Annotated in this window: 13 protein-coding genes and 1 pseudogene; 5 read left to right on the forward strand and 9 right to left on the reverse strand. The window is 67.3% G+C overall.

Features of this window, described 5'->3' with window-relative positions:
- On the forward strand, window positions 1-669 hold a 669-nt coding region (locus IB227_RS14200), incomplete at its 5' end, for a sensor domain-containing protein (RefSeq protein WP_192287954.1).
- A gap of 85 nt (window positions 670-754) precedes the next feature.
- Here IB227_RS14200 and IB227_RS14205 read toward each other — a convergent pair.
- Complete coding sequence (locus tag IB227_RS14205; protein ID WP_225591887.1) at window positions 755-1,024, reverse strand: DUF2798 domain-containing protein; 270 nt, start codon at window positions 1,022-1,024, stop codon at window positions 755-757.
- A 285-nt stretch (window positions 1,025-1,309) separates the two neighbouring features.
- On the opposite strand from IB227_RS14205, the gene IB227_RS14210 reads away from it, so the two are divergent.
- From IB227_RS14210 to IB227_RS14220, 3 genes are read left to right on the forward strand one after another with little or no spacing between them, the layout of a single operon-like run.
- Window positions 1,310-1,918 (forward strand): TetR family transcriptional regulator, encoded by a 609-nt coding sequence (locus tag IB227_RS14210; protein ID WP_192287955.1) that lies wholly within the window; start codon window positions 1,310-1,312, stop codon window positions 1,916-1,918.
- A 54-nt stretch (window positions 1,919-1,972) separates the two neighbouring features.
- A complete protein-coding gene (locus IB227_RS14215) occupies window positions 1,973-2,329 on the forward strand; it encodes an SMR family transporter (protein WP_192287956.1) in 357 nt (118 codons plus the stop codon).
- Between the two features lies 1 nt (window position 2,330).
- Window positions 2,331-2,645: a multidrug efflux SMR transporter gene (locus tag IB227_RS14220; RefSeq protein ID WP_192287957.1), complete on the forward strand. Its 315-nt coding sequence runs from the start codon at window positions 2,331-2,333 to the stop codon at window positions 2,643-2,645.
- A 352-nt stretch (window positions 2,646-2,997) separates the two neighbouring features.
- Here the strand turns inward: IB227_RS14220 and phaZ are convergent.
- Both phaZ and IB227_RS14230 read right to left on the reverse strand, forming a co-directional pair.
- Window positions 2,998-4,227: pseudogene (gene phaZ, locus IB227_RS14225) on the reverse strand (polyhydroxyalkanoate depolymerase); the annotation flags it as partial.
- Window positions 4,228-4,310: 83 nt separating this feature from the next.
- The gene (locus tag IB227_RS14230; RefSeq protein WP_192287959.1) at window positions 4,311-4,907 is read right to left on the reverse strand and encodes a methyltransferase domain-containing protein; all 597 of its coding nucleotides are present in this window, start codon (window positions 4,905-4,907) and stop codon (window positions 4,311-4,313) included.
- 63 nt (window positions 4,908-4,970) lie between these two features.
- Here IB227_RS14230 and IB227_RS14235 point away from each other — a divergent pair, with 63 nt between their 5' ends.
- Window positions 4,971-5,426, forward strand: a complete 456-nt coding sequence (locus tag IB227_RS14235; protein ID WP_192287960.1) for a CopD family protein — start codon at window positions 4,971-4,973, stop codon at window positions 5,424-5,426.
- A gap of 155 nt (window positions 5,427-5,581) precedes the next feature.
- On the opposite strand, the gene IB227_RS14240 is transcribed toward IB227_RS14235, so the two are convergent.
- From IB227_RS14240 to lpxA, 6 genes are all read right to left on the reverse strand, one after another.
- Window positions 5,582-6,331 carry a tetratricopeptide repeat protein gene (locus tag IB227_RS14240; protein WP_192287961.1) on the reverse strand — a complete coding sequence of 250 codons (750 nt, stop codon included), beginning with the start codon at window positions 6,329-6,331 and terminating at the stop codon, window positions 5,582-5,584.
- Between the two features lie 26 nt (window positions 6,332-6,357).
- Window positions 6,358-7,317, reverse strand: coding sequence for an acetyl-CoA carboxylase carboxyltransferase subunit alpha (locus tag IB227_RS14245; RefSeq protein WP_192287962.1), 960 nt, complete (start codon window positions 7,315-7,317; stop codon window positions 6,358-6,360).
- Between the two features lie 73 nt (window positions 7,318-7,390).
- Window positions 7,391-10,984, reverse strand: a complete 3,594-nt coding sequence (gene dnaE, locus IB227_RS14250) for a DNA polymerase III subunit alpha (protein ID WP_192287963.1) — start codon at window positions 10,982-10,984, stop codon at window positions 7,391-7,393.
- 190 nt (window positions 10,985-11,174) lie between these two features.
- Window positions 11,175-11,786, reverse strand: a complete 612-nt coding sequence (locus IB227_RS14255; RefSeq protein ID WP_225591900.1) for a ribonuclease HII — start codon at window positions 11,784-11,786, stop codon at window positions 11,175-11,177.
- Between the two features lie 38 nt (window positions 11,787-11,824).
- Complete coding sequence (gene lpxB, locus IB227_RS14260) at window positions 11,825-13,099, reverse strand: lipid-A-disaccharide synthase (protein ID WP_225591888.1); 1,275 nt, start codon at window positions 13,097-13,099, stop codon at window positions 11,825-11,827.
- Entirely contained in the window at window positions 13,096-13,887 is a 792-nt protein-coding gene (gene lpxA / locus IB227_RS14265) for an acyl-ACP--UDP-N-acetylglucosamine O-acyltransferase (RefSeq protein WP_192287965.1), read from the reverse strand. Before lpxA ends, lpxB begins: the two co-directional genes overlap by 4 nt.
- Window positions 13,888-13,890 lie beyond the last annotated feature (3 nt).

Genomic DNA, 13,890 nt, shown 5'->3' on the forward strand with positions numbered 1-13,890 from the left:
GCCCCGGCCGGGCCGGCGGCGTCGCCACCGCCGGCCGCCGCGCCGCAGCGGTCGCTGGCGGCGCGCTTCTTTGGCGTCGTGCTCGACCCGCATACCTACGGCGCGCTGTTTTACATGCTGCTGTCGCTGGCCACCGGCACGTTCTTCTTCACCTGGGTGGTGACTGGCCTGTCGCTGTCGGTATCGCTGCTGATCCTGATCATCGGCATCCCGATCCTGCTGCTGTTCCTGGGGTCGGTGCGGGTGCTGTCGCTGGTGGAGGGCCGCATCATCGAGACCATGCTCGGGGTGCGCATGCCGCGTCGCCCGGCCTACACGGACAAGAGCCAGGGCTGGCTGGCGCGCATCGGGGCGATGTTCGCCGACGGGCGCACCTGGCTGACGATGCTGTACTTCCTGCTGATGCTGCCCTTGGGCGTGGCCTACTTCACCATTGCGACGACCTTGTTGTCGCTGTCGTTGGCACTGATGTTCGCGCCGCTGGGGGACCTGTTGTTCGACCATCCGGCCGGCATCTGGATCGACGGCGTGAACGTGGCCACCGCCTTCTGGGTGTGGCCGGTATCGGTGGCGGTGGGTGCATTGCTGCTGTTCGGCACGCTGCACCTGGCACGGGGCATCGGCAAGCTGCATGGCGCGATGGCCAAGCATCTGCTGGTGCGCCTGTAAGCCACATGCCAGCAGGAACAAACGAACGGGGCGCCCTTGGCGCCCCGTTCGTTTGTGGCATGACGGTGGAGCCCTGCGCGGATGCTCAGGGCGAGCGCACCAATGCGGCGGTCGCCCGGCGTACCACCGGCAGGAGCAACAACAGCACGGGGAAGGCGATCAGCCAGGAAACGCCCCAGGCGCCCAGCCACTTGGACGTGAGCTGCGGCGACAGGCCGATGCTTTTCAGGGTGCTGATCAACGACACGATGCTGGTCATCAGCAGGGACAGCAGCAACGGCATGACCAGGGCGCCGTAACGCACGGGAAGCTTGGGAATGCCGAGGAAAATGGTGGGTTTGTGTGAAGCGTTCAAGAGCGATCTCCAGGATCCGGTCAAGCAAAGGCGCCTATCGCCCGCGAGCGGGCAAACAGCCCCGGCAGGGCCGGAGTTGATGGGCGCGTTGGTTGACGTGAACGCTTACGGTCGCCACGAGAACCGGGACGACGGCGCGCATGTTAGGGGCCGCGCCGGCCGCTGGCAAGCGATCTTGTCTGGTGGGGCCGGGTGTTCCTTCCGGAACGCGGGCAAGGGGTCTTTCTAAATCGTGGTTCAGCCCCGGCGCGGGTCCGGGTTGACCTTGCGGAGCGGATCCCTAAAATGACTGACAGTCAGTCAGTTGGGTTCGCCATGGACAAGCGCGCCGCCATCATCGACGCCGCCATCGCCGTGTTCGCCGAAAAGGGCGTCGAAAAGGCAACGGTATCGGACATCGTCAAGCGCGCCGGCATCGCCCAGGGCACGTACTACCTGTACTTCCCGTCGCGGTTGGCGGTGATGGGCGGCATCGCCGAGCGCGTGCTGACCCAGCTGCTGGCGCGGTTGCATGCGCAGCTCGATGGCCTGCCGGCCGGCAAGCAGTTGGACCGGTTGGCGGCGGTGATCTTCGCCGAGGTCGGCGCGCAGCACCAGGAGGTGGCACTGCTGTACAGCGGCATGACCCAGACCGACCAGATGCGGCGTTGGGAGCAGATCTACGCGCCGCTGTACGCGTGGCTGCAGCAACTGCTGGAACAGGCACGCGCGGACGGTGCGATCGCCGCCGGCGTGCAGCCGCGGCATGCCGCGCGGGTGCTGGTCGGTGCCATCGAGGCCGCCGCCGAGCAGGTGCACCTGTATGCCGATACATCGGCCGACGAGGCGCGGGCGCATCTGGCCGAACTGGAGCGTTTCATCGGCGCCGGACTGGGGCGCGCGCCGGCGGTCTGATCACGGCGGTGCCGATGCGCACCGCACACAACAACGAGAAGCAAGGAGAACGACATGGCCGGGAAAGGCTGGCTGTTTGTTGCCCTGACCTGCGTGTTCGAGCTGGTCTGGGTGTATGGGTTCAACGTGGCCTCGGCCTGGTGGCACTGGATACCGATCATCGCGGTCATCCTGGTCGACTTCCAATGGCTGGCCCGCGCCTGCGAAACCTTGCCGACCGGCACCGTGTACGCGGTGTTCGCGGCAGTGGGTACGGTGGGCGCCGCATTGATGGACATCTTCCTGTTCGGTGGCAGCTTCAGCGTCGCCAAGGGTGCCTTCATGGCGCTGCTGGTGGCGGGCGTGATCGCGCTCAAGCTGGCCGATGGCAAGGAAGCAGACACTGCCGGTGCGACCGGCAAGGAAGGTTGAAATGGGTTGGTTCCTGGTGGTGATCGCCGCGCTGATGGAAACGCTGGGCGTGGTTGGCCTGAAGCGCTACAGCCAGCGCAGGAATGCGCTCAATGCGCTGCTGTTCTTCGGCGGCTTCGGTGCCTCGTTCGTGCTGCTGTACCAGTCGTTCCGCTACCTGCAGCTGAGCGTGGCCTATGCGGTATGGATCGGCCTGGGCACCGCGGCGGCGGTGCTGGTGAACATGCTGTTCTTCGGTGAGTCACGCAGCACCGCGCGCCTGCTGAGCCTGGGCGTGATCGTGGCTGGGGTGGTCGGATTGAAGGCAGTGTCGTAAACGCAGAAGGCCCCGGTGATTGCCGGGGCCTTTGTATTGAATGAGGCAGGCGCTGATTGCATCCCTTCTCCCGCGAGCGGGAGAAGGGGCCCCGCTAGGGGCGGATGAGGGGATTCTGAGCACTTGAGCATTTGAGGCTTCTGCCTTGGCCCTGACAGCGGGTTTTGGGCAGTACGCTGCCAAGCGCATTGCCATCGTTTCGATCTGCCCTCACCCCAACCCCTCTCCCGCAGGCGGGAGAGGGGCTGCAAAGGTCCAAATGTACTCAGCGCTGCGCGCGACGGCGCAGTGGCGTGACATTGCTCGCCGCTGCCTTGCGGCTCTTCTTCGCCGCGCTCGGCTGCGACTGCGCGCTGAAGAAGTCGCGCATCTTCGGGTAGACCACTTCGCGCCAGCGGCGACCACTGAAGATGCCGTAATGGCCGGCACCCTCGACGATGAAGTGGTTGCGGCGCGACGCCGGGATGCCGGTGCACAGTGCCTGCGCCGCTTCGGTCTGGCCCAGGCCGGCGATGTCGTCCAGCTCGCCCTCGATGCTCAGCAGCGCGGTGTCGCGGATCGCCGACGGGTCCACGCGCTCACCGCGTACGTACCATTCACCGCGCGGCAGCAGGAACTCCTGGAACACCACGCGGATGGTGTCCAGGTAGAACTGTGCCGGCATGTCCAGCACCGCGTTGTACTCGTCGTAGAAATGACGGTGCGCGTTGGCGTCGTCCAGGTCGCCCTTGACCAGGTCGGTGTAGAAATCCCAGTGCGACATCAGGTGCCGGCTGGGGTTCATGGCGACGAAACCGGCGTGCTGCAGGAAGCCCGGGTAGACCCGGCGGCCCTGGCCCGGGTACGGCGCAGGCACGGTGTGGATGACGTTGTTCTCGAACCACGACAACGGGTTGCGCGTGGCCAGGTTGTTGACCGCGGTCGGGCTGTGGCGGGCGTCGATCGGGCCGCCCATCATCACCAGCGAGCGCGGCGTGGCCTCGCCACGGCTGGCCATCAGCGACACCGCCGCCAGCACCGGCACGGTCGGCTGGCACACGCTGACCACGTGCACGTTGTCGGCGCCGAGGTGGCGGATGAATTCCTGCACGTACTCGATGTAGTCGTCCAGGCCGAACTCGCCCTGTTCGACCGGCACCATGCGCGCATCCACCCAGTCGGTGACGTAGACGCGGTGGTCACGCAGCAGCGTGCGCACGGTGTCGCGCAGCAGGGTGGCGTGGTGGCCTGACAAGGGCGCCACTACCAGCACGATCGGCTGGGCCAGCAGGGCTTCGACCTTGGACGTCTCGTTGCTGTGGCGCTTGAAGCGCAGCAGCTTGCAGAACGGCTTCTCGACCTCGGTGAGCTGGGCGATCGGCACGATCTCGCCGTCCAGCTCCAGCTCGTGGATGCCCCATTCCGGCTTTTCGTAATCCTTGCCGAGGCGATGGAACAGCTCGTTCATCGCGGCCAGGCGGTCGGCGCCGGGCATGGACGACCACCAGTGCCCGCCGTTGTTGAAGAACGCCGCGTTGGCCTGGGCCTGGTGGACCCACGGGGCAAGCAGGTTGCGGGTCAATTCATGCAGTTGATAAAGCATGACGTCCAAATATGTATGGTCATATGGTGCTGCGCAGCATACTCCAGTCTGGCAGCGATGGCGTTAAGGCCGGCCGGACTGGCTCAGCGGGGGCTTTCGAGCGCGGCGACGTCGTCGCTGAATGCGGGGCCGAGCCAACAGTGCGAGCCCACCGCGCGGAAGCCGGCCTCCTGCAGCTGCCGCCGGTACCAGCGCGCCGGGCGCTTCTGGAAGCCGTCATGGTCGCCGTGGAAGTCGTCCTCGGCGGTGAAGGTTTCCAGGAAGGCGACCCCGCCGCACAGCTCGGCCAGGCCTTCCAGCCCGGCCTTGAGCTCGCGGCTGGGCACGTAGTGCATCACGTCCGAGCAGACCAGCAGATCCACCGGCGCGCACGGGCGCAGCCACTGGAAGTCGCCGAAACGCGCCAGGTGCAGGTCGCGGGTGCGGCCGAACCGGCGCACCGCGTACTCGCTGCCGTCAAAGCCCATGTACTGCAGCTTCGGGCGCAGCTTGAGCAGGGGCGCGCGCCAGGCGCCTTCACCGGCGCCGATGTCCAGCACGCTGCGGATCGGCCGTTCCAGGTAGTACTCGGCGCTGGCCACCGCCAGTTGCACCTTGCGCGCCAGGCGCGCGGCGCCGCCGATATCGCCACGGCGGTACCAACGCTGGAAGTAGGCGGCGTCGTACTGTTTTTCCTGCATGTGCGTGTCTTGTGCGGATGGGCGAAAATGGCGCACATCCTACGCCGCCGCTGGAGCCAGTGCATGCAGTCCTATTTTTGGGTCAAGACCTTCCACCTTGTTTTCGTGGTGGCATGGATGGCGGCGGTGTTCTACCTGCCGCGGATCCTGGTCAACCTGACCGAGACCGCCGGGCAGGCGCCCGTACAGCAGCGCCTGCAGTTGATGGGCATGCGCCTGTACCGCTTCGGCCACATGATGTTCGGCATCGCTTTCCTGCTGGGGCTGGTGTTGTGGCTGGGCTACAAGGTGCTGCCGGACTTCCCGACCATGGTGGCTCCCGGCGGGGCGGGCTGGTTGCACGCCAAGCTCGGGCTGGTGGTGCTGCTGATGGTCTATTACACCGTGACCGGTCGCTGGTTGAAGGGCGTGGCCAAGGGCAGGGGACTGCCGTCCTCGCGCGCGCTGCGCTGGTTCAACGAACTGCCGCTGGTGCTGTTCATCGCCATCGTGTACTTCGTGATCGCCAAGCCGTTCTGATACGCGGCGGGTATCAAGCAGAAAGGCCGGCAATGCAGGCCTTTCTTGTACCCGCGATGCCATTGCGGCGTCCGCGCGCATGAAAACCGCCCGCCAATGGGCTGCCATGGCGGGCACTCCTGTGAGGGGAGGGGTCCCCTGCTTCGCGGCCGAGGCTACGCGGTGAGCTGGCGCAGTTCCTTGCGGGCCAGGTCGGTCCATTCGCGCTGGGCGCGCTGGTAGTACTTCGGTGAGAGCTCGGCACGATCCAGCAGCTTGCGCAGCTGTACGGTCGCCTCGTCGGGGCGGCCGGCGCGCTTGAGCAGCAGGGCATAGCGCAGGCGTGCTTCCTCGCCGGCGAAGCCGTCGACCATGGCCTCGTACTCGTGCAGGGCGGCATCGACATCGCCGCTGTCCTCCACGGCGCGGGCATACAACAGGTGCCCTTCCTGCGAGCGGAAGGAGGGATTGGCAGCGATCAGCGCGTCCAGTGTCTGCCGGGCCTGCGCTGCCTGGCCGAGCCCGTACTGGGCCTTGGCCAGGCCCAGTATCAGGTCGGGGTCTTCGCGGTGGATGCCACGCAGGGCGCTTTCGAACAGCGTGGCAGCCTCGGCGTACTCGCCGTGGTCCAGGTGCTGCTGCGCCAGTTGCCGGCGGTTCTCGGCGGTGTCGGACACGCGCAGGCGCTGGTCGGCCTGGCGCTTGCCACGGGACGGATCAAGCTGGTCACGCATCTGGCGCAGGCCGCGCCGCGCGCTGGGGTTGTTGCGCAACCCCGGCAGGATCTCGGCGATGAAATAGATCAGCACCGCCAGGTACGAGAACATCAGGATGATGACGATCCAGTACAGCGGCCGCCCGTTGCGCACGACGTGCACGCAGCAGGCAACCTGCAATACCAGCGAAAGCAGAATGATCGGGCTCATCCCTGTGTCCCCGTGGCGGCGTTGGCTCAGGCGGCCTCGTAGGCACCGTAGCTGCGCAGGCGCTTGTAGCGCTGCTCCAGCAATGCTTCCACGCTCAGTTTGTCCAGCGCGTCCAGCTCATTGAGCAGCACGGCCTTCAGGCGAGTGGCCATCTGCTTCGGGTTGCGGTGGGCGCCGCCGATCGGCTCGCGGATCATCTTGTCGATCAAGCCCAGGCTCTTCAGGCGCGGGGCGGTCATGCCGAGCTGTTCGGCGGCGTCCTTGGCCTTGCCGGCGTCCTTCCACAGGATCGAGGCGCAACCTTCCGGGGTGATGGTCGAGTACACGCTGTACTCCAGCATCAGGGTGCGGTCACCCACGCCCAGTGCCAGCGCGCCGCCGGAGCCGCCTTCACCGATCACGGTGCAGATCACCGGCACCTTCAGTTCTGCCATTTCCATCAGGTTGCGGGCGATGGCCTCGGACTGGCCGCGCTCTTCGGCATCGATGCCCGGCCAGGCACCGGCGGTGTCGATCAAGGTCAGCACCGGCAGCTTGAAGCGCTCGGCCATCTTCATCAGGCGCAATGCCTTGCGGTAGCCCTCCGGCTTGGGCATGCCGAAGTTGCGCTTGATCTTTTCCTTGGTGTCGCGGCCCTTCTGGTGGCCGATCAGCATCACCGGCCGGCCGCCGATGCGGGCCAGGCCGCCGACGATGGCCTTGTCATCGGCGAAGGCGCGGTCGCCGGCCAGTTCCTGGAACTCGTCGCAGAAGATGCGGATGTAGTCCAGCGGGTACGGGCGCGACGGGTGGCGGGCCACCTGCAGCACCTGCCAGGGGGTCAGGTTGCGGAAGATCTGTGCGGTACGCAGGCGCAGCTTGTCTTCCAGCGCCTTCACCTCTGCATCGACATTGACCGCCGGCCCGGCGCTGGCGCTGCGCAGGTCCTTGATCTTGGTTTCCAGATCAGCGATGGGTTGCTCGAAGTCGAGGTAGTTCGGATTCATCGGAAACCGTCATGAATTAAAGGGGGGAAGTGTAGCCGAACGCGTCGAATGAACCCGTACGCGTCCGTCCGGTTCAGTTCGCCCAGGGCGGGCTGTACTTGACCTTGACCCGGCGCACGGCCGGGTCCTCGCGCAGGGTATCGAGCAGCTGCGGGCTGACCCGCACCGCCCCCTGGCCGCCCAGGTCGAGCATGCCGGCCACGCTGCCGTTGGGCTTGCCGTTGAGCAGAAGGTCCAGGCGCAGCGGCGTGCGGCCGGGCCGGCTGCCAGCCAGCAGGGCGTCGATGCGCTGCCAGATCGGGCCGCCGCGGCCGTCCACGCGCAGGAACATGCCGGTGGCATGGTCGGCGCTGAGCTGTTCATAGTCCCAGCACTGGCGGATGCGCAGGGCATAGCCGCCGTTGAATTCGTCCTCGCGCAGGCCGCCCTTGACCACCAGGATGCGGTCCTTGGTCATCAGGTGCCCGAATTCGGCCAGGCCGTCGGAGAAGGCGCTGCACTCGACCCGGCCCTTGCCGTCCTCCAGCGTCACGAACACCTGGCTGTCGCCCTTGCGGCGTACGCCGATGACCATGCCGGCCAGGATCACCTGCGCCTCCTGCCGCCAGGCGCGCTTTTCGCCGTCCTTGGACGGCAACGCCGGGGTGACCATCTTGTCCAGGCCGCCCAGGTCGGTGCCGACCAGTTCCTTGACGTCCTCGGCGTAGGGGTCGAACGGGTGGCCACTGAGGTAGAAGCCCAGCGTCTCGCGCTCGCCGCCGAGCAACTGCGCCAGCGGCCATTCCTTGCTTTCGGGCAGGTCCAGCTGGTTGGCGGTGCTGACCGGGTCCGGCGCGCCGAACAGCGAGTTCTGCCCGGAGGCCTTCTCGCGCGCCATCTGGTCGGTGGCCTTGAGCACTTCCGGCAACTGCAGCATCAGCGTGGCGCGGTTCTTGCCCAGCCCGTCAAGCGCGCCGCAGTTGATCATCGCTTCCAGCGTGCGGCGGTTGAGCTTGCCGGACTCCACGCGGGTGCAGAAGTCCAGCAGCGAAACGTACTCGCCGCTGCGCAGGCGCTCGTCCACCACGGCCTCACAGGCCCCCTGGCCGACGCCCTTGATCGCACCCAGCCCGTAGCGGATGGTGTCGGCGTTGGCGGCCTCGAACATGTAGGCCGAGTCGTTCACACGCGGCGGCAGCACGGTCAGGTTGAGGTTGCGCACCTCGGCCAGGAAGCCGACCACCTTGTCGGTGTTGTCCATGTCCGAGGACAAGGTCGCGGCCATGAATTCGGCCGGGTAGTGACGCTTGAGCCACGCGGTCTGGTAGCTGACCAAGGCATAGGCCGCGGCGTGCGACTTGTTGAAGCCGTAGCCGGCGAACTTCTCCATCAGGTCGAAGATTTCATCGGCCTTGGGGCCGTCGACGCCGCCCTTGGCCGCACCCTCGCGGAAGATCTCGCGGTGCTTGGCCATTTCCGCCGGCACCTTCTTGCCCATCGCGCGGCGCAGCAGGTCGGCGCCGCCCAGCGAGTAGCCGCCGACGATCTGCGCCATCTGCATCACCTGCTCCTGGTACACCATGATGCCGTAGGTGTCCTTGAGGATGGCTTCAGTGCGCGGGTCGGGATAGATGATTTCTTCCTGGCCGTGCTTGCGCGCGTTGAAGGAGGGAATCAGGTCCATCGGGCCGGGGCGGTACAGCGACACCAGCGCGATCAGGTCTTCGAAGCGGTCCGGGCGTGCGTCCTTCAGCAGGCGGCGCATGCCCGAGGATTCGAACTGGAACACCGCGCCGGTGTTGCCGTTGGCGAAGATGTCCTTGTAGGTCGGGGCGTCGTCGAGCGGGATCTGGGTGATGTCCACCGGCGGGATGCCGGCGCGCTCGTGGCGCTTGTTGATCGCCTTCACCGCCCAATCGATGATGGTCAGCGTGCGCAGGCCGAGGAAGTCGAACTTCACCAGGCCCACTTCTTCCACGTCGTTCTTGTCGAACTGGGTGACCGGGTTCTTGCCGATGCCGCCTTCGTCGTGTTCGGCGTACAGCGGGCAGAACTCGCTCAGCGGCTCGGGGCCGATCACCACGCCGCCGGCGTGCTTGCCGGCGTTGCGGGTGAGGTCTTCCAGCTGCAGCGCCAGGTCGATCAGGTCGCGGACGTCGTCCTCGGTCTCGTAGCGCTGGATCAGCTCGGCCGAGGCCATTTCCGAATCCACGCCTTCCTTGCCCTTGCCCAGCGCATCCTTCAGGTGGATGCCCAGGATGTTGGGGATCAGCTTGGACACGCCGTCGACCAGGCCATACGGGAAGCCCAGCACGCGGCCGGTATCGCGCACCACCGCCTTGGCCGCCATGGTGCCGTAGGTGATGATCTGGCTGACGCGCTCGCGGCCGTACTTGCGCGCGACGTAGTCGATCACCTCGTCGCGGCGGTCCATGCAGAAGTCGATGTCGAAGTCGGGCATCGACACGCGTTCGGGGTTGAGGAAGCGCTCGAACAGCAGGTTGTACGGCAGCGGGTCCAGGTCGGTGATCTTCAGCGCCCAAGCCACCAGCGAGCCGGCGCCCGAGCCACGGCCCGGGCCGATCGGGATGCCCTGGTTTTTGCCCCACTGGATGAAGTCGGCAACGATCAGGAAGTAGCCCGGGAACCCCATCTTGATGATGGTGTTGAGCTCGAACTCGAGCCGCTCGAAGTAGTCCTCGCGGCTCATGCCCGGCGCCAGCGGGTTCTTCTCCAGGCGCTCGGTGAGGCCGTCGCGCGACATCTTCTGGATCCAGGTATCCAGGGTCTCGTCGTCGGGCACCGGGTAGTTGGGCAGGAAGTAGGTGCCCAGCCGCATCTCCACGTTGCAGCGCTGCGCCAGCGCCAGCGTGTTGTCGATCGCGTCGGGGATGTCGGCGAACAGCTCGCACATCTGCTCGGGCGTCTTCAGGTACTGCTCGCGGCTGTACTCGCGCGGACGCTTGGGGTCATCGAGCACGCGCCCGGTGGAGATGCACACGCGCGCTTCGTGCGCGTCGAAATCCTCCGGCGACAGGAAGCGCACGTCATTGGTGGCGACCACCGGCAGGCCACGCTGGCCGGCGGCCATCAGCGCGAACTGGTTGAAGGCTTCCTCGCCCTCGCGCTGGGTGCGGGTCAGCTCCAGGTGCAGGCCGTCGCCGAACACGCGCTGCCAGTCGGCCAGCTGCTGCTCGGCCAGGTCGTGGCGGCCTTCGGCGACCAGGCGGCCGGCCAGGCTGTGGCGGCCGGCCAACGCGAACAGGTGCTGGCCGCCGTCCTTGAGCCATTGCGGGTGCACCGCCACGCCGCCTTCGTTGCGGTGGCCTTCCATCCAGGCGCGGGTGAGCAGCCGCGACAGGCTCAGGTAGCCCTCGCGGTCACGGCACAGCAGCGTCATCCGCCACGGGTCCTGGTTCTCCTCGGCGATCAGCAGGTCGGCACCGGCGATCGGCTTGATGCCCACGCCTTCGGCGGCCTTGTAGAACTTCACCAGCGCGAACATGTTGTTCAGGTCGGTGACGGCCAGCGCGGGGGCCTGCATCTCCACCGAACGGCTGAGGATGTTGGCCTGCTTGGCCTTCTTCGGGTCTGCCTGGTCCGGCTTGGCCGGCACGCGGATGGTGGAGTCCACCATCGAGAACTCGGTGTGGACGTGGAGATGGACGAATCGGGAAGAAGTAGACATGCCGGGCCAGAAGTGTGCCGAAGCAGGGTAGCGACGGGGGAACGGGGGAACAAGGGCTCAGGGGTGAACAGGGGGCGGGGCGGCTGCCGGCACGGTTTCGTTCCCCCTTGCGGGAACGAAGGCCAGGAGCAGGAGCGCGGCCAGGTTGCGCCGTTGTCCTGCCGTTGCCGCCTTGCGCAGCCCTCCGGCGCTAGCCGAGGGCGTCCCGGACCGGCGCGAACGACCTTCGGTGTTCGGCGCAGGGCCCGTGGGCTTTCAACGCGGCCAGGTGGAATGGCGTGCCGTAGCCCTTGTGCTGGTCGAAGCCGTATTCAGGGTGTCGCTGGTGCAGCTCCAGCATGTAGCGGTCGCGGCTGACCTTGGCCAGGATCGAGGCGGCCATGATCGCGCGGTCGATGGCATCACCGCCGACCAGCGCTTCGGCCGGGCAGGGCAGCCCCTTGGGGATCTTGTTGCCGTCGATGCGGGCGAACTGGGCCACGTGGCCGACGCCTTCCACCGCGCGGCGCATGCCCTGCATGGTGGCCTGGAAGATGTTCAGGCTGTCGATCTCGGCCACGTCGACGAAGATGATCGAATAGGCCAGGGCGCGCTCGACGATGCGGTCGTACAGCAGTTCGCGCTTGCCGGCGGTCAGGGCCTTGGAGTCGTCCAGTCCGTTGATGCGCGGGCGTGCCGGGTCGAACACCACCGCGGCGACGGCCACCGGGCCGGCCAGCGGGCCGCGGCCGGCTTCGTCCACGCCTGCGACCAGGCGCGGGCCCTGGCGTTGCGCCAGCGCGGCATCGTCGAACAGGGACAGCGAAAGGTCCGCTGTCCTGGCAGGAACACGGCGGGCGTTCACGGCTGGGCTTGCCGGGCCGGTGCATCCAGCAGGCCTGCCACCGCATCGGCGGCGCGGGCGGAAGCGTCCTGGCGCAGTTGCTGGTGCAGGCGCAGGTAGTCGTCCTGCAGTCCGGCCACGCGGGCCGGGTTGTCGAACCAGTCACGCACGGCGCCGGCCAGGTTGTCGGGTGTGCAGTCGTGCTGGATCAGCTCCGGTGCCAGATCCTTGCCGGCCAGCACGTTGGGCAGTGCATAGCGGTTGACCTTGATCAGCCCCAGGCTGCTGACGATGCGGTAGGTCAGCTCGGACACCCGGTAGCCGACCACCATCGGTCGCTTGACCAGCATGGTTTCCAGCGTGGCGGTGCCGGAGGCCAGCATCACCACGTCGGCGGCGGTCATGGCCTCGCGGGCGCGGCCATCGAGCAGGTGCACGCGCGCGCTGGGCAGCGCCGCGGCGCGGATCTGCTCGACCAGCATCGCCTCGCATCTGGCATTGGCGGCCGGCACCACCAGGTGCAGGTCATGCCTGTCCTCGCACAGCTGCCAGGCGGCGGCGAAGAACGGCGGGCCGAGGCGGCTGACCTCGCCCAGCCGGCTGCCGGGCAGCACCGCGAGCACCGGTGCCTGCGCGGGGATGTCCAGTGCCTGGCGTGCCTGCAGGCGGTCGCTCTGCAGCGGGATGTCATCGGCCATGGGATGGCCGACGAAGCGCGCGTCGATGCCGTGCCGGGCATAGATCGGCGGCTCCATCGGGAACAGGCACAGCACCAGGTCGGCGCTGGCGCCGATCTTCTCGGCGCGCTTCTCGCGCCATGCCCAGACCGACGGACTGACGTAGTGCACGGTGCGGATGCCGCGTTGCTTGAGCCACTTCTCCACGGCCAGGTTGAAGTCCGGCGCATCGATGCCGATGAACACGTCCGGCTGCCAGTCCAGCACGCGCTGGCGGAACGCCTTGCGCAGCTTCAGCAGGCGCGGCAGATGGCGCAGGATCTCGGCCAGGCCCATCAACGCCAGTTCACTGGCATCGAACCAGGTTTCGCAGCCGGCGTTGCGCATGGCATCGCCGCCGATACCGGCGAATTCGGCGTCTGGATAGCGCGCGCGCAGTGCTTTGATCAGGCCGGCGCCGAGGCCGTCGCCGGACGCCTCGCCCGCGACCAGCGCGATGCGGACCTTGCGGCGGGAAACAGGGAGCAGGGAGGCGGGAAGGGCAGCTGGCTGCGCCGTGGTCGGCGCACTTGCTGCCGCCAGCTCCCCGTTCCCCGGGCGGTTCCCCATGCTCATCGCTGCAACGGGCGCTCGCCGCTTTCGATGAAGTCCAGCAGCTGCTTCACGTCGTCGCTGTCGCGCGCCTGTTCGGCCAGTTGCTGCTTGGCCTCGGCCAGCGGCAGGCCGGCGACGTAGATGGTGCGGTAGGCGCGCTTGATCGCGCTGATGCGCTCGGCATCGAACCCGCGGCGCTTGAGGCCTTCGCTGTTGATGCCGCGCGGGCGGCCATGGCCATCGATGCCGACCATGGTGAACGGCGGAATGTCACCGGTCACCAGCGAGCCCATGCCCAGGAAGGCGTGGTCGCCGATGCGGCAGAACTGGTGGGCACCGGCAAAGCCGCTGATGATCACCCAGCTGCCGACGCTGACATGCCCGGCCAGCGTGGTGTTGTTGGAGAACACGCAGTGGTCGGCCACATGGCAGTCGTGGGCGATGTGGGTGTAGGCCAGCATCCAGTTGTCGTTGCCGATGGTGGTCACGCCACCACCGCCGGCGGTGCCACGGCTGAGCGTGACGAACTCGCGGAACACGTTGCGGTCACCGATGACCAGCTCGGTGCGTTCGCCGGCGAACTTCTTGTCCTGCGGCTCGCCGCCGACGGCGACGTGGCCGATGAAACGGTTGTCGCGGCCGATGCGGGTCGGGCCGTGGACGCTGCAGTGCGGGCCGATCTCGGTGCCGTCGCCGATCTCCACTTCCGGCCCGATCAGGGTGAACGCGCCCACGCGCACGCCGCTACCCAGCTTGGCGGAAGGGTCGATGACCGCGGTCGGATGGATCAGGGGGGCGCTGTCACTCATGCA

It is taken from the genome of Stenotrophomonas sp. STM01, from assembly GCF_014852135.1.
In the GTDB taxonomy this organism is placed as follows: Bacteria; Pseudomonadota; Gammaproteobacteria; order Xanthomonadales; family Xanthomonadaceae; genus Stenotrophomonas; species Stenotrophomonas capsici.

Bases quoted from the DNA above. Each gene is read 5' to 3' on its own strand.
- IB227_RS14210 (WP_192287955.1), top strand. From the start codon at position 1,310: ATGACTGACAGTCAGTCAGTTGGGTTCGCCATGGACAAGCGCGCCGCC.
- IB227_RS14215 (WP_192287956.1), top strand. From the start codon at position 1,973: ATGGCCGGGAAAGGCTGGCTGTTTGTTGCCCTGACCTGCGTGTTCGAG.
- IB227_RS14220 (WP_192287957.1), top strand. From the start codon at position 2,331: ATGGGTTGGTTCCTGGTGGTGATCGCCGCGCTGATGGAAACGCTGGGC.
- IB227_RS14230 (WP_192287959.1), bottom strand. From the start codon at position 4,907: ATGCAGGAAAAACAGTACGACGCCGCCTACTTCCAGCGTTGGTACCGC.
- IB227_RS14235 (WP_192287960.1), top strand. From the start codon at position 4,971: ATGCAGTCCTATTTTTGGGTCAAGACCTTCCACCTTGTTTTCGTGGTG.
- IB227_RS14240 (WP_192287961.1), bottom strand. From the start codon at position 6,331: ATGAGCCCGATCATTCTGCTTTCGCTGGTATTGCAGGTTGCCTGCTGC.
- IB227_RS14245 (WP_192287962.1), bottom strand. From the start codon at position 7,317: ATGAATCCGAACTACCTCGACTTCGAGCAACCCATCGCTGATCTGGAA.
- dnaE (WP_192287963.1), bottom strand. From the start codon at position 10,984: ATGTCTACTTCTTCCCGATTCGTCCATCTCCACGTCCACACCGAGTTC.
- lpxB (WP_225591888.1), bottom strand. From the start codon at position 13,099: ATGAGCATGGGGAACCGCCCGGGGAACGGGGAGCTGGCGGCAGCAAGT.
- lpxA (WP_192287965.1), bottom strand. From the start codon at position 13,887: ATGAGTGACAGCGCCCCCCTGATCCATCCGACCGCGGTCATCGACCCT.